This is a genomic window from Pandoraea sp. LA3, assembly GCF_022696215.1.
Lineage (GTDB): Bacteria > Pseudomonadota > Gammaproteobacteria > Burkholderiales > Burkholderiaceae > Pandoraea > Pandoraea capi.
The window spans coordinates 417,435-435,700 of record NZ_PTPY01000030.1 but is presented as its reverse complement, the minus strand read 5'-3'; the positions used below and the strand labels follow the sequence as shown (position 1 = coordinate 435,700).

18 protein-coding genes are annotated in these 18,266 nt (G+C 64.3%); 3 read left to right on the top strand and 15 right to left on the bottom strand.

Going from position 1 to position 18,266, the window contains the following annotated elements; all coding sequences use genetic code 11:
• On the top strand, window positions 1-204 hold a 204-nt coding region (locus C5N93_RS12005), incomplete at its 5' end, for a hypothetical protein (protein WP_242559430.1).
• 97 nt (window positions 205-301) lie between these two features.
• Here the strand turns inward: C5N93_RS12005 and aac(6') are convergent.
• The 13 genes from aac(6') to C5N93_RS11940 all read right to left on the bottom strand — a co-directional run bounded on the left by aac(6') (window position 302) and on the right by C5N93_RS11940 (window position 14,491).
• Window positions 302-760 carry an aminoglycoside 6'-N-acetyltransferase gene (gene aac(6'), locus C5N93_RS12000; protein WP_277990290.1) on the bottom strand — a complete coding sequence of 153 codons (459 nt, stop codon included), beginning with the start codon at window positions 758-760 and terminating at the stop codon, window positions 302-304.
• 464 nt (window positions 761-1,224) lie between these two features.
• On the bottom strand, window positions 1,225-1,824 hold the full coding sequence (locus C5N93_RS11995) for a peroxidase-related enzyme (protein ID WP_242559428.1): 600 nt from the start codon (window positions 1,822-1,824) through the stop codon (window positions 1,225-1,227).
• Window positions 1,821-2,357 carry a CMD domain protein gene (locus tag C5N93_RS11990; protein ID WP_242559427.1) on the bottom strand — a complete coding sequence of 179 codons (537 nt, stop codon included), beginning with the start codon at window positions 2,355-2,357 and terminating at the stop codon, window positions 1,821-1,823. Before C5N93_RS11990 ends, C5N93_RS11995 begins: the two co-directional genes overlap by 4 nt.
• Window positions 2,354-3,766 (bottom strand): acyl-CoA thioesterase/bile acid-CoA:amino acid N-acyltransferase family protein, encoded by a 1,413-nt coding sequence (locus tag C5N93_RS11985; RefSeq protein ID WP_242559426.1) that lies wholly within the window; start codon window positions 3,764-3,766, stop codon window positions 2,354-2,356. Before C5N93_RS11985 ends, C5N93_RS11990 begins: the two co-directional genes overlap by 4 nt.
• A 15-nt stretch (window positions 3,767-3,781) precedes the next feature.
• Window positions 3,782-5,356 (bottom strand): ABC transporter substrate-binding protein, encoded by a 1,575-nt coding sequence (locus C5N93_RS11980; RefSeq protein ID WP_242559425.1) that lies wholly within the window; start codon window positions 5,354-5,356, stop codon window positions 3,782-3,784.
• Between the two features lie 109 nt (window positions 5,357-5,465).
• Window positions 5,466-6,464 (bottom strand): ABC transporter ATP-binding protein, encoded by a 999-nt coding sequence (locus C5N93_RS11975; protein WP_242559440.1) that lies wholly within the window; start codon window positions 6,462-6,464, stop codon window positions 5,466-5,468.
• An 86-nt stretch (window positions 6,465-6,550) separates the two neighbouring features.
• Complete coding sequence (locus tag C5N93_RS11970; RefSeq protein ID WP_242559424.1) at window positions 6,551-7,573, bottom strand: ABC transporter ATP-binding protein; 1,023 nt, start codon at window positions 7,571-7,573, stop codon at window positions 6,551-6,553.
• A gap of 8 nt (window positions 7,574-7,581) precedes the next feature.
• Window positions 7,582-8,463, bottom strand: a complete 882-nt coding sequence (locus C5N93_RS11965; protein ID WP_240493659.1) for an ABC transporter permease — start codon at window positions 8,461-8,463, stop codon at window positions 7,582-7,584.
• Window positions 8,464-8,525: 62 nt separating this feature from the next.
• Complete coding sequence (locus C5N93_RS11960; protein WP_069343975.1) at window positions 8,526-9,500, bottom strand: ABC transporter permease; 975 nt, start codon at window positions 9,498-9,500, stop codon at window positions 8,526-8,528.
• The gene (locus C5N93_RS11955) at window positions 9,497-11,005 is read right to left on the bottom strand and encodes an NAD(P)/FAD-dependent oxidoreductase (protein ID WP_242559423.1); all 1,509 of its coding nucleotides are present in this window, start codon (window positions 11,003-11,005) and stop codon (window positions 9,497-9,499) included. Before C5N93_RS11955 ends, C5N93_RS11960 begins: the two co-directional genes overlap by 4 nt.
• Complete coding sequence (locus C5N93_RS11950; RefSeq protein WP_069343988.1) at window positions 11,002-11,982, bottom strand: LysR family transcriptional regulator; 981 nt, start codon at window positions 11,980-11,982, stop codon at window positions 11,002-11,004. The genes C5N93_RS11955 and C5N93_RS11950 overlap by 4 nt, the downstream gene beginning before the upstream one ends.
• A 314-nt stretch (window positions 11,983-12,296) precedes the next feature.
• Complete coding sequence (locus tag C5N93_RS11945; RefSeq protein WP_242559422.1) at window positions 12,297-13,970, bottom strand: exonuclease domain-containing protein; 1,674 nt, start codon at window positions 13,968-13,970, stop codon at window positions 12,297-12,299.
• A complete protein-coding gene (locus C5N93_RS11940) occupies window positions 13,964-14,491 on the bottom strand; it encodes a DUF2471 family protein (protein WP_242559421.1) in 528 nt (175 codons plus the stop codon). Before C5N93_RS11940 ends, C5N93_RS11945 begins: the two co-directional genes overlap by 7 nt.
• Before the next feature lie 180 nt (window positions 14,492-14,671).
• On the opposite strand from C5N93_RS11940, the gene C5N93_RS11935 reads away from it, so the two are divergent.
• A complete protein-coding gene (locus C5N93_RS11935) occupies window positions 14,672-15,391 on the top strand; it encodes a glutathione S-transferase family protein (protein WP_242559420.1) in 720 nt (239 codons plus the stop codon).
• Window positions 15,392-15,472: 81 nt separating this feature from the next.
• On the opposite strand, the gene C5N93_RS11930 is transcribed toward C5N93_RS11935, so the two are convergent.
• Window positions 15,473-16,651 carry a GGDEF domain-containing protein gene (locus C5N93_RS11930; RefSeq protein ID WP_242559419.1) on the bottom strand — a complete coding sequence of 393 codons (1,179 nt, stop codon included), beginning with the start codon at window positions 16,649-16,651 and terminating at the stop codon, window positions 15,473-15,475.
• A gap of 137 nt (window positions 16,652-16,788) precedes the next feature.
• Between C5N93_RS11930 and C5N93_RS11925 the strand changes: the two genes are divergently transcribed.
• A complete protein-coding gene (locus tag C5N93_RS11925) occupies window positions 16,789-17,331 on the top strand; it encodes a DUF4019 domain-containing protein (RefSeq protein WP_242559418.1) in 543 nt (180 codons plus the stop codon).
• A gap of 118 nt (window positions 17,332-17,449) precedes the next feature.
• Here the strand turns inward: C5N93_RS11925 and C5N93_RS11920 are convergent, their stop codons facing one another.
• Window positions 17,450-18,088 carry a GntR family transcriptional regulator gene (locus C5N93_RS11920; protein ID WP_170836297.1) on the bottom strand — a complete coding sequence of 213 codons (639 nt, stop codon included), beginning with the start codon at window positions 18,086-18,088 and terminating at the stop codon, window positions 17,450-17,452.
• Between the last annotated feature and the right edge of the window lie 178 nt (window positions 18,089-18,266).

The window sequence follows — 18,266 nt, the reverse complement described above, 5'->3', positions numbered from 1 at the left end:
GTGATTTCAGCGACTGTCACGAACTGGTTGCTCGCCGACTCAGGATGGGGGTCCGCACAGCTTTCGAAAGCGGACTACGCATTTTGTTGTCATGCGATTTGTGCCCGATTAGGCAAACTGCGTTCGCTGCAGGCCGATTTCTTCAATTCAAGCAAGACGACGCGCTGCATTTCATTGAAACCAGATGCTTGGTCGACAGCCTGACGTTCCAGCGTCGATGACGATCTACCTAACCTCGATCGGGTGATTCCGCTGAACCCCTCCGCGTTAAAGTGCCGTGTGTCTGACTGATGCGATGACTTTAACGTTTGGCGCACACTGGCGGCTGACTACTCTCAGAAGCCTCACCACACAACTTCCGAAAGAAGACGACGCGCTCTGTTTCGTTGAAACCCAATGCTCGGTGGATCGCTTGGGCATCGATGTTGGATAGTGCGGTGTCGGAGGCAAATTCTGTGCAACCTCGCGCCATGCCCCATTGCTCTATCTGTACGCATAGCGCTCTGGCAATACCGGAGCGTCTCATGGGCGCTTCAACATAAATTCCTTCAAGAAACAGGATCGGTGACGTGTCGCAACCGTTGACGTAGTCGCGTCGTATCGACGCTTCAGCAAAGCCTAAGCACTCATCGGCTTGAGACATGGCGAGGAATGCCACGTATCGATCCGGTTGCGATAACAAATCCATTCCATCACGTTCATGCTCGGATGCGCTCGCGTCGGGCCAGAGTTTCGCTCTCACTTTTCCTAGCGTTGCCATAGCGCCGGTGTGAACGCGCTTGATGAGAAACGGGCGTAGTGACATTCTGGGCGTTCGCTTGAGAGGGACGTTTCACCAGCCTACACGGTTTCCCATGCCGCTTCAGGAATCAGCTAATGCACCCGATGAATCGGCAACGGGCCAGTAAATTCTCGTTGCCCAACCCCGCAACTCGATAAGCGAAAATTCGATCGGCTTAAGTTCGACATGCGTAAAAAACGCGCTGCCCACCAGGACAGTGGGACAGCGCGTTCGTGACGTTGCCGACGATGCTGGGACGCTAAGGTGCCCCGTTTTCGTACGGCATCATGGCATCAGGTGGTTGCAGCGGATTCCGAAAATACCGGCTCACCCAGGTTAAGCGTCAGGCGGTTGCAGCGGATTCCGGAAATACTGGCTCACCCAGGTTAAGCGTCAGGCGGTTGCAGCGGATTCCAGAAAAACCGGCTCACCCAGGTTAAGCATCAGGCGGTTGCAGCGGATTCCGGGAACACTGGTTCACCCAGGTTGAGCATCAGCCGGTTGGCCCACGCGAAGATCGCGATCGAGTGGATCAGGTCCAGAATCTCGGCGTCCGTCAGGCCTACGTCGCGCAATGCCTGCAACTGCTCCGGACGGACGTCGCCAGGCGTCTCCGTCAGCGCAATCGAAAACTGCGAGATGGCTTTTTCGCGGTCCGTCGTGCCTGCGGTGCGCGGTTCGTCGAACACTTCGCGAATCACGTCGTTGCGCTTCGCCAACTGCTCGAATCGCTGCGCATGCACCGACGCGCAGTACACGCACCCGTTGATACGTGAGACGACCGTCGTCGACAACTCACGTTCGGCGCGCGGCATGCCACCCGGTGCGTACATGATGGCGTTGAACGCTGCAGAGCGTTGGCGGAGGATCTCCGGTTGATGCACGAGGAAGAGGTAATAATCCGACGTTTTCGCTTTCGGATGACTTTCATCCAGCACGGCAACCTGCTCCGGTGTCGCCTTGTCCAACTCGACTACGTCGAGCCACGCGTCCCAGTCGAGCGACTCGTTGGTGAATCCATGCGAACGGATGATGTCGCTCATGCTGTCGTCTCCTGCGGTGCCAGTTGTTTCAGCGCTTGCAGCCCCGCAACCAGACGCGTCTGATACGACAGGAATGCAATCAGTTGTGCCAGCGCGACGACGGCAGGCGTCGTCAGCCCCGCTGCCGGCAGCTTGTGCAACGCTTCCTTATCCCCGGCGACCGGGTTCTCGATCAGCGTCTTCGTGAACGTCAGCATGGCACGCAGACGTGCATCCGCGACATCTTCCGGCGAACCGGATTCCACGGCCTTCAGTTGCGAGGCATCGACGTCGTGCTTGCCCAGCTCCGCCCGATAGTGCGCAGCGAGCGACGCCGACGGCGTCAGACGGCTTGCGTACAGCGCGACGAGCAGACGCTCCACCAGCGAGATGCCTTCGAGCTTCGGATCGAACAGCCCTTCATAGCTCCCCTGCGTTGCGACGGCAACCTTGTCGCGTGTGTGACGCAGGATATGCGTAGCCGATCCCGGCGTCAGACCGGCGACGCGGTCGACGAGATCGTTAGCGATGTCGTACTCAGTATTGACGGTCATGATTGTCCTTGTGATTGGGCGCGCTCGGCCACGGCCTGCGCGAGAAATGCCTGTACAGCAGCCCAAGATCGCTCGTCCGCGAACGCGTTGGCTTCCGGCGCTCCACCGCCAGTGCTGATCTTGCCGGAGACGGGATGGGCGTACACGAGTTGCGTGGTCGGCACGTAGGGGAACACGATGGCATGTCCCGCGCCGTCGAAATCGAGATGCTCGACCGCGTGCGGATGCTCGTGTGCTGCGAGTCGCTCCGTCACCATGCGCGAGTAGAGGCTCGACGGCCATGAGCCATCATCTTCGGCGGACAGCAACATCACCGGCCCGCGAATTTTCTCGACGGGAATGCGGGCGCGCTCGACTGCGTCCGGATCGTCCAGCGCCGTCAGCATTGCCTTGGCGTGACGATGCGGCGGCGGGCCTTCGTCGAACGGCGCCCACGACGCTGTCCGGTTGTTCTCCCAGATGTGCGGCAGCGGCTTGCCGTCGAGCAACCACGTCGGACCTTCCCGACCGAGCGCCGGATCGCAGGCGTTCTGCGCGCTGTGGATCAACGCGCTTGGCACGTAGCCGATGACTGCCGAGACGGCGTCCGGGAACGTCGCGCCGAGCAGCAGCACCAACTCGCCGCCACGCGATTGCCCGGAGAGCGCCACGAAGTCATGGGCCGGGCGCACCGTGCGGCGCAGCCAGTCCATTCCCTTCGCGAAGTACTCCAGCGGCGTGTTGGAGATGTAGTCCGGCAACCCCGGGCCTTTGAAGTAACCCAACGCGAAAGCGGCGTAACCATGCGACGCGTACAACGCAGCGCGCGGTTCATTGATCCCGCCACCGGACCCGTTAAGGATCATCACGGCAGGGTGAGGACCGTCGCCCGGCGGGAGGTACAACGTGCCGACGAGTCCGTCTTCACGAACGTCGTGTCGTGTCACGCCTTCCGCCGCGAGTCGCTGAGTGAAGGACACCGACGCTGCCACCGTCCCCTCGCTGCCAATGACCTGTGCGAGGACTGTCGTGACGAGTGGGGCGATGACCGGTTGCGGGAAGACGTCGCGGCTTTTGCCGTCTTCCGGGACCTGCGACCAGATGAGGCCCATGGCGGACACGCCGCGATAGCTGCCGCTCACCGGGGCGTCGCGCGAGACGTCGACGACACCCTCCGTGTCGGCCGCGAACGTAGCCTGTGCGTGCCACACCACGCCGCCCGCCCGCGCGGTGCGGGCGGTCAGCGTGACATGCGCACCCGGCGCCGCACCGCGCACCACGAGGTGGCGCGGCACGTCGATCAGCGCATCGGCAGGCGTCGCCGTCAGAATCAACGACGAGGTAAGCGTCGTATCTGACGATGCAGCGGATGACCCGGCGGACAACGCCTCGGACGAAGCCGCCGACGATGAAACGTGCGATGACGTCATAGCGTGGCGACCGGTTTACTTAGCAGCCTTGGTCACTTGCATCGCGACGGTGCGATCGCTCGTGAACGGCGTGACCTTCAGGCCCTTACGCGCGGCCCAGATGTTCTGGTAGTGGTACAGCGGAATCGTGCCGACGTCGTCCGTCTCCACCTTGACCGACTGACGCAGGATCGCTTCACGCTTGCCTTCGTCGAACTCGGCGGTCGACGCGTCGAGCGCCTTGTCGATGGCCGGGTTGCTGTAGTGACCCCAGTTCGAGGCACCGAGACCCTTCTTCGCGTCGACCGTCGCCAGCACGTTCACGAGCGCATAGCTCGCTTCGCCCGTGCCGTTACCCCATGCCAGCATGGTCATGGCGTACTCGTTCTTGTTGGCACGGCTCGAATACACCGCCCAGGGCACCACTTCCACTTGCGTCTTCACGCCGATACGCGTCCAGAACTGCGCCACGGCCTGCGCCGTTTCCGGCCCTTGCGGATAGCGGTCGTTCGGCACGTGCATCGTCAGCTTGAAGCCTTCCGGGAAGCCCGCGTCGGCCAGCAGCTTCTTGGCTTGCGCTGCGTCGAACGCAATGTCCTTCACGTCAGGGTTGTAGCCGAACGTGTCCTTCGGCATCCACTGGTTGGCCACGCTGGCCGTGCCCTGCATGATGCGCGAGACGATCGCCTCACGGTTGATGGCGAGCGACAGGGCGCGACGCACGCGCACGTCGAGCAGCGGGTTCTTCGCGAGCGGCTTGCCGGCGTTATCGGTGATGTACTGATTCGTGCCTTCGCGGAACGACGGCTGAAGCAGCATCACGCGCAGGCCCGGGTACGGGAAGACCGTCACGTTCGGCGCCTTCTTCAGACGCGGAATGTCCGAGGCCGACACCTTGTCGATCACGTCGACGTCACCGGCGAGCAGCGCCGCAGTTCGCGCCGCGCCGTTGTTGATGTAGCGATAGTCGACCTTCTCCCACTCCGACTTGCCACCCCAATAGTTGTCGTTACGCACCATCTCCACGCGATCGCCCGGCGTGTACGACACGTACTTGAACGGACCGGTGCCGACCATGGCGCGTCCGGCGTTGTAATCGTCCGTATTCGACTTCTCGCCAACGTGCTTGCTCACGATATGTACCGACGCGAGGTTCAGCGGCAGATCCGGGTTCGGGATCTTGGTCTTGACGACGAGCGTGAGCGGGTCCGGCGACGTCATCGTGTCGATGGTGCGCAGGTAGCCCGCGAACGTGGCCACGCTGCCCGGCACGTTACGTGCACGCTGGTACGAATAGATGACGTCGGCCGCCGTGAAGGCCTGACCGTCGTGCCATTTCACATTCGGGCGCAGCTTGAATTCCCAGGTCTTCGAGTCGAGCGCCTTCCACGACACGGCAAGGCCCGGCTGAAGCTTGTTCCACTTGTTCTCGACAAGCAGATCCCAGAAGTGCAGATCGACCGAGCGGTCGCCCGCGTGATTGTTCAGTTGCGGGTCGAGCGACGACAGCGGGTCGGCAAACGCGATACGAAGCGTGCTGGATTGGGCGGATGCGGCTGCGCTCGTGACGAGCAGCGCCGCAGCGAGAGAGGACAACAAGAAGCGTTTCATTATCAATCGATCCTGGTCGTTGGTGATTCGGAGTCAAAGCCGGGACGGCACGCAGATTCGTGCGGCCGATCGGCGGAAATTCGGACAAACCTGTCAGGGATCACGCGGATCACGCATCGTTCAGATGGCACGCACTCACGTGGTTGATCGCCACACCGCGCAGTGTCGGCACTTCCGTGCGGCAGCGCGGCATGGCGTGCGGACATCGCGGATGGAAGTGACAACCGCTGGGCGGTGCAATCGGGCTCGGGATTTCGCCGCGAATCGAGGAGAACGTCTTGTGACGCACGTCGATGCGCGGAATCTCGGCAAGCAGCGCCTGCGTGTACGGATGATTCGGGCGACGGAAGACTTCCTCGACCGGCGCACTCTCGACGATGCGCCCCAGATACATGATCACCACGCGATCCGACAGATGCTCGACTACGCCGAGGTCATGGCTGATGAAGACGTACGTCAAACGCAGTTGCTCACGCAGATCCATGAACAGATTCAGAATCTGCGCCTGAATCGAGACGTCGAGCGCGGCGACGGCTTCGTCGCACACCAGCAGATCGGGATTCACGGCGAGCGCGCGGGCGATGCCGATACGCTGACGCTGTCCGCCGCTGAACTGGTGCGGGTAACGATGACGCAATGCCGGATCGAGCCCCGCACGCTGCAACTGTGCGCTCACGTAATCGTCGAACCCGGCGCGATCGGTCAGCCCGTGCACGAGCGCGCCTTCGCCGACGATGCGGTCGATGCGAAGTCGTGGGTTCAGGCTCGCATACGGATCCTGAAAGATCATCTGGATCTTCAACCGCGCGTCGCGCTGTTCCTGCACGCTCAGCGATTGCGCGGGACGTCCATGAATCTGCACCTCGCCCGACGACGGTTTGAGCAGGCCCGCGAGCATGCGTCCGAGCGTGGACTTGCCGCAGCCGGACTCGCCCACGAGACCGACGACCTCGCCCGGCTTGACGATGAGGTCGACGTTATCCACCGCATGCACGACGGCGGGCGGATGTGCGAGACCGGCGCGTTCGAGCAGACGTCCGGCCGGACCGACGTGACGCTCGCCGAAACGCTTGCTCACGCCGCGCAGCGACACGATGGGCGCCGGCAGCGTGGCGCTCGGGCTGTTCGACTTGCCGTAACCGGTACTGCCCGGGTTGGCGGGATTGGCCGGCTGACCTTGCGGCTGCGGCGTGTTCATACCATCTCCTTTTGCAGCGCCGCACCCGGATGGAAGCAACGCACGAGGCGGCCCGGCGACGTCTGCGTGATCTCGGGACGCTCGCCGCAGACCGCCGTCGCATAGGCGCAGCGCGACGCGAACGCGCAGCCGGCGGGCATGTTCAGCAGGTTCGGCGTCATGCCGGGAATCTGGCGCAGACGCTGCCCGCGCTTGTTCAGGCTCGGCAGACTGCCGATGAGTCCTGCGGTGTAGGGGTGTTGCGGCGCGTCGAGCACCGCGTCGACCGTGCCTTGCTCGACGATGCGTCCGGCGTACATCACGGCCAGCGTGTCGGCCAGTCCGGCGACCACCGACAGATCGTGCGTAATCCAGATGAGCGCGGTGCCGTTCTGGCGCGCGAGCTTCTGCACTTCCGAAAGAATCTGCGCCTGAATCGTGACGTCGAGCGCGGTCGTCGGCTCGTCGGCAATGATCAGGTCCGGGCGATGCAACATGGCGATGGCAATCGCCACGCGCTGACGCATGCCGCCCGAGAGCTGGTGCGGATAGGCACGCAGACGCTCGTCCGGGCTGGGAATGCCCATCATGCCGAGCGTGTCGCGCGCGAGGTCACGCGCCTGCGACTTCGACACCTTCTGGTGCGCACGCACGGCCTCGATCATCTGCACGTCGACGCGAAGCACCGGGTTGAGCGTCATCATCGGGTCCTGAAAGATCATCGCGATGCGATTGCCTTGCAGGTGACGCAACTCGCCCGGCGACATCTTCGTCAGATCGCGCCCCTGGAACAGCACTTCGCCGCCGACGATGCGACCCGGTGCGTCGACCAGTCCCATGATCGAGAAGCCGGTCACCGACTTGCCCGAGCCGGACTCGCCGACGAGTCCCATGATGTGACCCGGCGGCAGCGAGAACGAGACGTCGTCCACGGCGGGCAATGTGCCGGCGCGCGTGACGAACTGCGTGCGCAGATTGCGCACTTCCAGTGTGAGCGCGGACGTCGACGTCGAGGATGAAGGGGGTGAAGGGGGGGACACGGCGCCGCTCATTTCTGCAACCTTGGATTGAACACGTCGCGCAGGCGGTCGCCCACGAGATTGATGGCGACGACGGTGACGAGTAGCGCGAGGCCCGGATAGAGGCTGATCCAGTACTCGCCCGAGAGCATCGTCTGATAGCCGTTGGCGATGAGCAGGCCGAGCGAGGGCTCCGTCACCGGCACACCGAGCCCGAGGAACGACAGGGTCGCTTCGAGCGTGATCGCACGCGCGACCTGAAGCGAGCCGACGACGATCAGCGGCGGCAGGCAGTTCGGCAGAATGTGGCCCAGCACGATGCGCCAGTTCGGAATCGCCTGGCAGCGCGCGGCTTCCACATACTCGCGACGCGATTCGACCAGCGCCTGTCCGCGTGCCGTACGCGCGAAGTACGCCCATTCGAGCACGACGAGGGTGAGCACCACGTTGCCGATGCCTTTGCCGACGTACGCCAGGATCATCAGCGCGACGAGGATCGACGGGAACGACAGCAGCAGGTCGACGAGACGCATGATGAAGGCGTCGACGCGTCCGCCTGCGTAGGCGGCGACCAGGCCGAGGATCGTGCCGAGAATGCCCGCGATGAGCGCCGAACCGACCCCCACGCCGAGACTGATTCGCAGCCCGTAGATGATGCCGGAGAGCAGATCGCGGCCCTGACCGTCGGTGCCGAGCCAGTACGTGTACGTGGCGGCGCCGTTGGCGGTGGCGGGCGGCAGGCGTGCGTCCATGACGTCGAGCTGGCTCAGGTCGTATGGGTTTTGCGGCGAGATCCACGGCGCGGCGAGTGCCGCCACGATCAGGATCGCCAGCACCACGAGACCGAGCACGGCGCTCTTCGAGCGCAGAAACTCACGCAGCCCTTGCTGCCACGGCGATTCACGACGCATCGGCACCGGCTCAGGTGCGAGCGTCGGTGCGGGATTGCCGTTCGGGGAGACGTTGAGCGACATCAGGCAGCGGCCTCCACGCGCACACGCGGATCGAGCCACTTATAGAGCACGTCCACGATCAGATTGATCGACACGAACAGGCACACCACGACGATGAGATACGCCACGATCACGGGGCGGTCGAGCGCGTTGATGCTGTCGAGAATGAGTTTGCCTGCGCCGGGCCATGCGAACACGCTCTCCGTGACGACGGCGAATGCGATGGTCGAGCCGAATTCGAGACCCAGTACCGTCACCAGCGGAATCAGCGTATTGCGCAACACGTGCACTAGCACGACCCGCAGCGGCGACAACCCCTTGGCGCGCGCGAACTTCACGAAGTCCTGCGGCAGCACTTCGGAGACTCCGGCGCGCGTCAGACGCAGTACCAGCGACATCTTGAACAGCGCCAGATTGAACGCCGGCAGGATCAGGTGACGCAATCCGTCGATCGTGAGGAACGACCACTCCACGCCAAACAGACTCGCTGTCTCGCCACGGCCGCTTGCGGGCAGCACGCCCAGATGCACCGAGAAGAACATGATGAGCATCAGGCCGACCCAGAACGTCGGCAGCGAGAAGCCCACGATGCTGCCCGTCATGAGCAGTTTGGAGATCGGGTTACGCGGGTAGAGGCCTGCGAACAGTCCCAGCGGAATGCCGATGAACACGGCCAGGATGAGCGCTGCGAACGCCAGCTCCAGCGTGGCCGGCAGACGTTGCAGAATCAACTGAATGGCCGGGACGTTGTACACGAAGCTGTTGCCCAGATTGCCATGCAGCGCGCCGTCGAGGAACGACAGGTACTGTCGCCACAGCGGTTGATCGAGGCCCAGTTGCGCGATGATGCGCGCGCGGTCGACCTGATCGACGTCCTGGCCGATGAGAATGTCGACCGGGTTGCCGATCGCGTGCAGACCGATGAACACGATCAGCGTCATCAGCCACACCACGAGTACCGCTTGCAGCAGGCGGCGCAGAATCCAGGCGGTCATGATGCGAGAGGTTCCTTGTCCTTGCCCGCGACGTGGGACGCGGCGATCGCCGCCACAGCGGGCGGGGGCGGCGCGGGCGTCCATTCGTCGCCGTAGACTTCCGGCTCGGCGTACGTCTCCATGTTGGCGTAGTGATGCGCGACATCTTCCCGATAGAACGTGCCCGCCAGCCCTTGTGCCAGACGCTTCGCGCCTTCACTCACCGCAGGGATGTCGCCGGAGACGGCGCCGTGCGAGAGCGTTGCCGGGGCGCAGAAGCAGTGAATACGTTCCAGCCCGGGGCAGACGCCCGGTGTCTTTTCCTGGAATTCGAACGTCGGGCCGAGATCCGGCGAGTCCGACAGTTCCATGTCTTCGTCGCCAGCGGCCGGGGTGTAGCGATCGCTCCACTTGCGCACGAACTTCGAGAACGCGGCGAATTCCGGACGTCCCTCGATGTCGATACGGAAGCCCGTCGCGAAGACGAGGAAGTCGAGCACGAACGTGCCCTTGGCGGTGCGCACGTGCAGTTCGTCACCGACCGGTGTGACGTCGAGGATCGGTGCGCCAAGGTTGAAGCGCGCATTGTCGTGACGCGACACGCGCAACGTGCTGCCACGCGGCGGCGGCACCTGCTGCACGTTCACGTAATGACGGATGCGCCACTTCCATTCGTCCGGCAAATGGATGTGACCGTGCGTGAGACCCGGGTTGCCCGCGCCCTTGCCCTTGTTGATGCGGGGAATGTCTGCGCGGCGAATCAGCAGATCGACGCTGGCGGCGCCGGCTTCGAGCGCCGTGGCCGCGCTGTCCATCGCGGACGCGCCGGCGCCGATGACGCCGACGCGCTTGCCGCGCAGCGTGGCGTAGTCCATCACATCCGACGAGTGCGCCCAGAAGCGGCGCGGCAAATCGCGTGCGAATGCGGGGACGGTCGGCCCCCCGAGGCCGTCGCGTCCCGTGGCCAGCACGACATGGCGCGCGTAGACGGTACGCGTGCCTTCGGGCGACGTCACCGACAGTTCGACGAGGCCGTCTTCGCCACGCGGCGTGACATGATCGATGCGATGCTCGTTACGCACGTCGATGCCGAGCACGTCGCGATACCAACGCAGGTAATCCATCCATTGCAGACGCGGAATCTTGTCGAGCGCTTCCCACGCTTGCAGACCGAATTGCGCTTCGAACCACGCGCGGAACGTGAGCGCGGGCAAGCCCAGCGCCGGGCCGGTGAGCTGCTTGGGCGAGCGCAGGGTTTCCATGCGCGCGGTGGTTGCCCACGGGCCTTCGAAGCCGCGCGGCGACTGATCGAAGATCACGGCGCCCACGCCAAGATGCGTGAGCGAGGCGGCCGCAGCCAGTCCAGCCATGCCGCCGCCGATGATGGCGACGTCGAGTACGGGCTGGCCGTTGTGCGTGCGCTCGGGCACCCAGCGTCTGGCGGGCAGTTCGAGCCAGGCGAGGTCCTGGCGCAGACGCGCTTCGAGCGCGGGCAGGCCGGTGGCGGTGGTCGGGGACGTGGTCATGACGACTGAGCTTCCTTGGGAGCGGGCAAATCGCCGTAAAGCGATTGCAGGACTTGAGCGTGTTCGGTGGCGGCGCGCTGCACGAAGCCGGGCAGCAGGTCGCGGGCCGCTTCGGCCAGCGCATCGACGAAGGCCAGCGCTGCGGGTGAGGGGGCACGGGCGTCGCGGGTAATGACGCCGAAGAAAAACGGGATGTCGGCGTCGATGGGGCGCACGGCGACATCGGCGAGCGGCAACCCGTACGCCGTGACCGGTTCGAGCACCGCGACGCCGAGTCCGGCACGCACGGCCGTCATCGCATTGATCGACGCGTTCGTCTCGATGAGTCCGGCCGGTGCGACGCCCGCCTGCGCAAACGCCTGGTCGAGACGTCGGCGCAAGCGGTAAGGGTTCTGCATCGTGACGATGCGACGCCCTGCACATGCGGCGAGCGGCAGACGGTCGTGCGCGGCCAGCGGATCGTCGGCCCGCACGGCGGCAACGCAGGCCGCCTCGCCGATCCAGTGCACCACGATGCCGCGATGCTCCAGCGGCAGACTCGTCACGCCGATGTCGGCGGCACCCGTCAGGACGGCGTGCACGACCTGTTCGGGCGACGTGCTGCGCATCTGAATCTGATGGCTGTCGCGGGCGAGCCCCGGCAACGCGAGGGCGGCAGGCACGAGGCCGGCGGCCAGCGCCGAGGTGGCGGCGATATGCAGGGGACGGGTCTGACCGCGCGCAATTTCGTCGGCGCGGGCGCGAATCTGCTGTAGTCCGGCGAGCACGTGCTCGACATCTTCGAACAGCAGAAAACCTTGCTCGGTCGGTGTGACGCGCGGACCGCTGCGAGTAAACAGGGCGTAGCCGATTTCGGCTTCGAGCTCCTGAATCATGCGGGTGATGGCAGGCTGCGAGCGCCCGAGCAAACGCCCGGCAGCCGTGACGCTACCGGTCGACATGACAGCCGCGAAGGCTTCGAGTTGGCGTAATTCCATCTGGCTCGGTGTGGGGACGAAGCGCTGGCGCGTACCCCTACGCGCCAGCACCCCGGTCATCGACGACGCCATGGCCGTCGATGTCGCAATGCCTTGTATTCGGATTGCGTATTCTTCGACCTCAAGCATGCGTATTGCAAATACTTAATATTTATATGCTCATGACCCGAAGTGCAAAGGAGGGTTTTGCCTAGGTGGCATAAGGCGGAAAGAAATTTAGGCGGAGATTTGAGCGTGCGGTGGCGTCTCGCTGGGTGAGACGCGCGACGCGGCGAAACGCAGGGGATGAGGCGAAAAGACGCGTGTCGGTGGCGTCAACGCCCGTCGAAGGGGAGCCGAAGCTGATTCGGATCTTCGGGGTGCGGTTGGCGGCGACGCAACAGCGCAACACTGCGAGGCTTTTTCGGCGCGGCGACGGGCGGCTCGATGTGACTCAGGCGAAACGTGGGGCGTGAGAGGTGGAGCACGCTCAGCGGTGCCGGTGTGCGGCGCAGCGGCGCGGGCGTTGTTGCCAGCGTTGTCGTCGAGGCGCCGGTCGCATCGGCAGCGTCTGCGCAGGCAGAGGCAGCGCCGTCGTCCGGTGTACGCTTCGCGCTGCCGGCAAGACGTCGCCCGAGCAACCGGTAAATGTCCGGATCGAAGCCCGTTGCGGCGGGCATATTGTCGATGAGCGCATCCAGGGCGTCGCGCGACGCCACCGTGCCCAGATACTGCCAGCGATCGATGACGTGATATTCCACTTCACTGGGATCACTGCCATGTTCCTCGATGGCGATAGGGCCGTCGTACGGCCAGGTCTCCAGTTGCAGTGTCGCAAGCGCTTCGCGTGTGCGTTCGGTGTGGGCGTCGACGGGGGCATCGCCCACGCAGACACCGTCGCAACGCTTCACTTGATAGCCGAAGCACGGACGTCCCTTCGCGGCCTTCTCGAGCCCCAACTGCGCACAACATAGACGATGCTCGTCTGCCAGCGCCCGCAGCGCGCTCTCCGCCCCGGTGCGCGACGAGAACGTACCGTACAGCGACTCGGCGCTGGCGAAGTCGACGGTCTTCGCACTGACAAGCTGCGGCGTGTCGCTGCCCTGCGGCAGTTGCCAACTGTAGAGGCTGGCGGCGCGACGCAGCATGCGGTTATGCACGGGCTGCAATTGCTTGACGAGTTGCGATTCGAGCAGCAACGCGCCCAGCTCGCCGACCGTGCGGCGCACTTCCACGCGGCGGATCTCCTGCGAGATGCGCAAGTCCTTGGCGACCTGATGGTCGCTGGAGAAGTGAGATCGCACGCGCGAGCGGATATCGACGCTCTTGCCGACATACAGCAGCGTGTCGCCCTCGCCGTAAAAGAGATATACGCCGGGGCTGTCGGGCAGCGCGTCGATGGCTTCGTCCGGCAACTGCGGCGGCTGGCTCGAACGCTTCGTCACCCGTTGCACGGCTTGCCCGATCAGGTCGGGTTCATAGATCGTGTGGAGCTTTTGCCAGAACTGCCAGAGCAGATCGGCATCGGCGAGGGCGCGGTGACGCCCCTGCGGCGCGAGGCCGAACCGGGCGATCAGTGCATCGAGTCCGTGACGCGCCGCCGACGGAAACAGCAGCCGCGACAGCCGTACCGTGCACAGCACGTCGGCCTGAAACCCGATGCCCGCCCGTCGGAATTCGTTCTTGAGAAAGCCGTAGTCGAAGCGCGCGTTGTGGGCGACGAACAGCTTGCCGTGCAGGCGTTCCGCCAGCCCTTGCGCCAGCGTGCCGAACGACGGCTGGCCCTTCACCATCTCGTTGGTGATGCCGGTGAGTTTCTGGATGAATGGCGGGATAGGCTCGGCCGGATCGAGCAGCGTGCTCCATTGCTCGACACCCTGCGGCCCGACTTCGACCACGCCGATTTCCGTGATACGGTCGTCCAGCGCGTTGCCCCCCGTCGTTTCCAGATCGACGAAGACCATCGGGGCGGGCAGGGAACGCGCAAGCGCGTCCGGATCGATCAGCATGCCGCAGCAGACCCCGAGGACGACAGCGTCGCCGACCCGGCGACGAACGGTTGTGACGATGCGGGGGCATCCCCATTGTCGGCATCGTCAGCGTCGGGCGTGTCGCCAAACAGCCCGCCGTCGGCGAACGCGCTGACGATGGCGCGGAACACGGCCGGCGCCGGGGCATCCGGCCATTGCAGGTCGACGGCGGCGTCGAGCGACGGCAACTTGCCGGCGCGTCGCAGCGCTTCGTCACCCGGCAGCCGCAGAAGACGCGCGAGTGCCCACGGCTCATGCCGCGCGTGAAGGCCGATGTCCGCCTCCGCCTCGTCGGCAATGGCCACGAGCGTGCGCCAGTCCAGCAGCATGGCCGGTGAGGCGTCCTGATGCTGCGCGACGGCGTTGTTCGCAGGCACGATCGCCAACGGACGATGTGACACATGATGCTGCAAATAACGTGCGGCAATCTCGCGCACGATGCTCGCAAGATCGCGCTCGGCGGCGCTCAGCGCCAGTTGATCCCAGTCGATGGTTTCCATGAGATGTTCCTCGATTGAGCGATATGATACTGTATAAAACCACAGTGCGCGAGTCACGTAGCCGATGCCTGAGCGAGGCCCGATTGACGCCGGATGCCTCCCCGCTTCGAAGGGCTCGCCGCTGGCATGACGGCGTGTAATACTCTGCGCCAACCTTTTCGCACAGGAGCGCGCCTCGAGATGTTGACCCTGTATACCTTCGGCCCGGCGTTCGGGCTGCCGGACGCCAGTCCGTTCGTCGTCAAGGCGGAGATGCTGCTAAAGCTGGCCGGGCTGCCATACCAGACCAATCGAGGCGGATTCCGTCGCGCGCCCAAGGGCAAGCTGCCTTACATCGACGACGACGGCGAGATCGTGGCGGACTCGACGCTGATCCGCCTGCATATCGAGCGCAAGTACGGGTTCGACTTCGATGCGGGGCTCACGCCAGTGCAACGCGGCGCGGCATGGATGTTCGAGAAGGCGCTGGAGGACCATTTCTACTGGCACGTCGTGCAGGCGCGCTGGTGCGACGACGAGAATTTCGAGAAAGGCCCGGCGTCGTTCTTCCGATCGATTCCGTGGCCGGTGCGTCCGCTGGCGCAGGCGCTGATCCGTCGCAAGGTGCGCAACACGCTGCACGGGCAGGGCACCGGCCGTTACCAGCCGGAGGAGCAGCGCCAGTTGCTCGCACGTGGGGCGCAGGCTGCCGCCCAGTTGCTCGGCGATCAGCCGTACTTCTTCGGTGACCGGCCGTGCGGGGCCGACGCCACGGCCTTCGGTTTCATCTCCGGTGCGATGTCGCCCGATTTTCGTCAGCCGTTGCGCGACGAGATCGAAAACCATCCGAACCTGACGGCCTATGTGGCACGCATGCGTCGCGAATTCTTCCCCGATGCGGGAGATGGCGCGACGACGTAAGTCGAAGGGAAGACGCGCGAGGCGATCAAGGTCGCTGAGACTGACGACCGAGAGCTGATGACTGAGGGCCGACGGTGGTCGTCAGCCGGCTTCGGAGGCCGTTTCGTCGCTGGAGAGTACGTCGGAGAGCACGAGATTGCGCCCGGAGATCTTGGCCGCATAGAGGGCGCGGTCGGCGCGAATGCACAGCGCTTCGAGGCTTTCGTGCTCGATCCACGTCGCCACACCGCCGCTCAGCGTGTAGTGGCACACGCCAAACGGCCCGGCGACCAGATGCCGGCTCGCCTGCGTTCGCAGGCGCTCGGCAATGCGGATCGCCCCCGGCGTGTCGGTGCCGGGCAGCAACACCGCAAACTCCTCGCCGCCCAATCGTCCGAAGACGTCGCCCTCGCGCAGACTGTCGCGAACGAGCTTCACGAATTCGCGCAGCACCGTGTCGCCACCCGCATGCCCATGCGTGTCGTTGATCGCCTTGAAGTGATCGAGGTCGATGACGATGATCGACAGCGGCCAGCCCCGTGCCACGGCGCGCGCCATCTCCTGACGCGCGAGCAGATCGAAATGCTTGCGCGAGATCGCCCCCGTCAGATAGTCGCGATTGGCTGCCTCTTCGGCCGTGGCGAGCATCGCGTCGTGAATCATGAGGACCGACCCCATGGTCATGGCGGGCATGACAACGGCGCCGATCGTGAGCATGACCAGGTTGAACATCGTCGGCGCGAAGACTTCGAGACCGGGCGCGGGCGCCCACGCGAACGTCACGCCGCGCACCGTGTGCGCAACGGCGAACACCGCAGCCATGCCAGCCGTCAGCCAATAGTTATAGCGATGACGGCGCGGCGGGATATGGCGCAGGATCAGGACCGAGGTTGCGAGCAGGAACGTGGCGTGAAACGCCGAGACCGCGACCACGCGCAGCGAGGGGTTGTCGATGCCGTAATGCCAGAACAGGATCGCCGCCGCGAGCACGCCGAGCGACGCGCCCAGCACGTGCCAGTGCGGTGAACGGCCGAGAAAGCGCGCGCAGCCGGCGTAATAGAGCAGCAGGCCACCGGCCAGGGCGAGGTTGGCGATGGGAATCGACAGAAAGTCGGGGATGACGCCCCGAAGCGCGAAAAGCGGTAACGACGCCAGAACGGCGACGTTGGCGAAGCACCACTCACGAACGCCAGCTACGCGCGAACGTACGAGAGACCCCACGATCAGCAACATCATGAAGCTGAGCAACGAGGTAATCGCGAGGAGGGACGTCGTCAACATGGCAATGGCCAAGGGGGAAGGCTGACATGTATGTGTTGAGCATTGTAATGTACGGCGCGACGCGCGTTACATTCCTTCGCGTGCCACACCAGTAGAATGGCCGGGTTCGCTATTTCTGCCTGAAGGAGCTTTCGTCAATGCAGACGACCCGACGCCAAGCGTCACATCCTTTTCGTTTCACCCGCCTGGCGGCGCTCGCGCTGGGCGTGGCCGCCGGCCTGAGCGCTCTGCCCGCGCTGGCACAGCAAGAGCCGATGCAACGCCGCTCGGCGCAACCGCCGCTGTTTGCCAGCCCGGCCAGTCATGCCACTGCACCGGCAGCGGACATCAATCGCGATATGCGTCCGGCGCTCGAAGCCGCCGGTCTTTGGTTGGGATTGGTCGACGTCAATCGCGGGCAGCAGAGCTGGGAGCAGGCCGCACCGGTGTTTCAGCGTGCGGTGTCCGCCGACGACTGGGCACGCAGCCTGCAAGGTGCACGCTTGCCGCTAGGCAAGGTGAAGTCCAGAAAGATGCACGACGCGGTATTTACCCGCTCGCTCGCCGGGCAACCGGATGGTGAGTACGTGGTGATTCAGTACGACACGGTGTTCGAGAACAAGGCCGAGGCGCATGAGATGGTGACGATGGCCTACGGGATCGACGCGCGTTGGCGTGTCGCAGGCTATCTGGTGCGCTGACGAGGGCGGCATGTGCCCCATGTTGGCGCTGCCCGTCGACATGTCGGGCGGTGCGGCGGGTGAGGGTGTCGGGCAGGGCTTGAATCCGATCTGAGCCGCCCGATGCACGAATGCCCGCTCAGCGCGGCAGGGCGGGTTCGACGATGTGCATCGTCGTCTCGACGTGGTCACGGGCGATCTGCTCCGCGAGCGCTTCGTCGTGCGCGCGCAACGCAGCGAGCAGTTCGCGGTGCTGCGCATTGGTGGCACGCAGTTGTTCGTCGGAGAACATGACCGGTACGCGCAGCGCCCGGTAGTAAAACTGCGTACGTTCGTGAAACTGTGCGATTACCACGTTATCTGCTGCCTTCACGATCAGATCGTGAAATTCCGTATTGAGACGGTTCAAGGCCAGACGCGGCAGATCCGGACTCGGCTCCATCTGTTCGATCAGGGCTTCCAGCGCATTGCAGACATCCGGCGTGATCTTGCGCGCCGCCAGCCGGGCCGTTTCGGATTCGATCGCCATGCGGCTCTCGAAGATCGCTCGCACGGGCAGATGGTCGGCCCCTTGCACTTCCCAGCCGCGATTGCGCGCGATGAAACCTTCGCCCTGAAGGATCAGCAACGCTTCACGCACGGGCGTGCGGCCCACGCCAAGTAATTGAATCAGATCGTCCTCGATGAGGCGCTGCCCCGGCTTGAGTTCCGAGGCGAGAATCATGCCGCGGATTTTGGTCCGCACTTCACCAGTAATCAGGTTGCTGGGCGCTTTCATCTGATGCTTGTCTTCCATTGAGCGGCGAGAACGCCGTTTACTTCGACTTCGGCGAGAGGCCGCAGGTGTTGCCGGGCCTCTCATGCACGGGCATGCGCTATGTAGGGATACCTGTGCCGCTGCGGATTTTACCGAGTTTCTTTCGGCCCCCCGAAAACCATTCCCAAAACGGCAAAGT

Excerpts from the sequence above, each read along its gene's own strand:
- C5N93_RS11995 (WP_242559428.1), bottom strand. The coding sequence starts at position 1,824 with ATGAGCGACATCATCCGTTCGCATGGATTCACCAACGAGTCGCTCGAC.
- C5N93_RS11990 (WP_242559427.1), bottom strand. The coding sequence starts at position 2,357 with ATGACCGTCAATACTGAGTACGACATCGCTAACGATCTCGTCGACCGC.
- C5N93_RS11985 (WP_242559426.1), bottom strand. The coding sequence starts at position 3,766 with ATGACGTCATCGCACGTTTCATCGTCGGCGGCTTCGTCCGAGGCGTTG.
- C5N93_RS11980 (WP_242559425.1), bottom strand. The coding sequence starts at position 5,356 with ATGAAACGCTTCTTGTTGTCCTCTCTCGCTGCGGCGCTGCTCGTCACG.
- C5N93_RS11965 (WP_240493659.1), bottom strand. The coding sequence starts at position 8,463 with ATGCGTCGTGAATCGCCGTGGCAGCAAGGGCTGCGTGAGTTTCTGCGC.
- C5N93_RS11960 (WP_069343975.1), bottom strand. The coding sequence starts at position 9,500 with ATGACCGCCTGGATTCTGCGCCGCCTGCTGCAAGCGGTACTCGTGGTG.
- C5N93_RS11955 (WP_242559423.1), bottom strand. The coding sequence starts at position 11,005 with ATGACCACGTCCCCGACCACCGCCACCGGCCTGCCCGCGCTCGAAGCG.
- C5N93_RS11950 (WP_069343988.1), bottom strand. The coding sequence starts at position 11,982 with ATGGAATTACGCCAACTCGAAGCCTTCGCGGCTGTCATGTCGACCGGT.
- C5N93_RS11945 (WP_242559422.1), bottom strand. The coding sequence starts at position 13,970 with ATGCTGATCGATCCGGACGCGCTTGCGCGTTCCCTGCCCGCCCCGATG.
- C5N93_RS11940 (WP_242559421.1), bottom strand. The coding sequence starts at position 14,491 with ATGGAAACCATCGACTGGGATCAACTGGCGCTGAGCGCCGCCGAGCGC.
- C5N93_RS11935 (WP_242559420.1), top strand. The coding sequence starts at position 14,672 with ATGTTGACCCTGTATACCTTCGGCCCGGCGTTCGGGCTGCCGGACGCC.
- C5N93_RS11930 (WP_242559419.1), bottom strand. The coding sequence starts at position 16,651 with ATGTTGACGACGTCCCTCCTCGCGATTACCTCGTTGCTCAGCTTCATG.
- C5N93_RS11925 (WP_242559418.1), top strand. The coding sequence starts at position 16,789 with ATGCAGACGACCCGACGCCAAGCGTCACATCCTTTTCGTTTCACCCGC.
- C5N93_RS11920 (WP_170836297.1), bottom strand. The coding sequence starts at position 18,088 with ATGAAAGCGCCCAGCAACCTGATTACTGGTGAAGTGCGGACCAAAATC.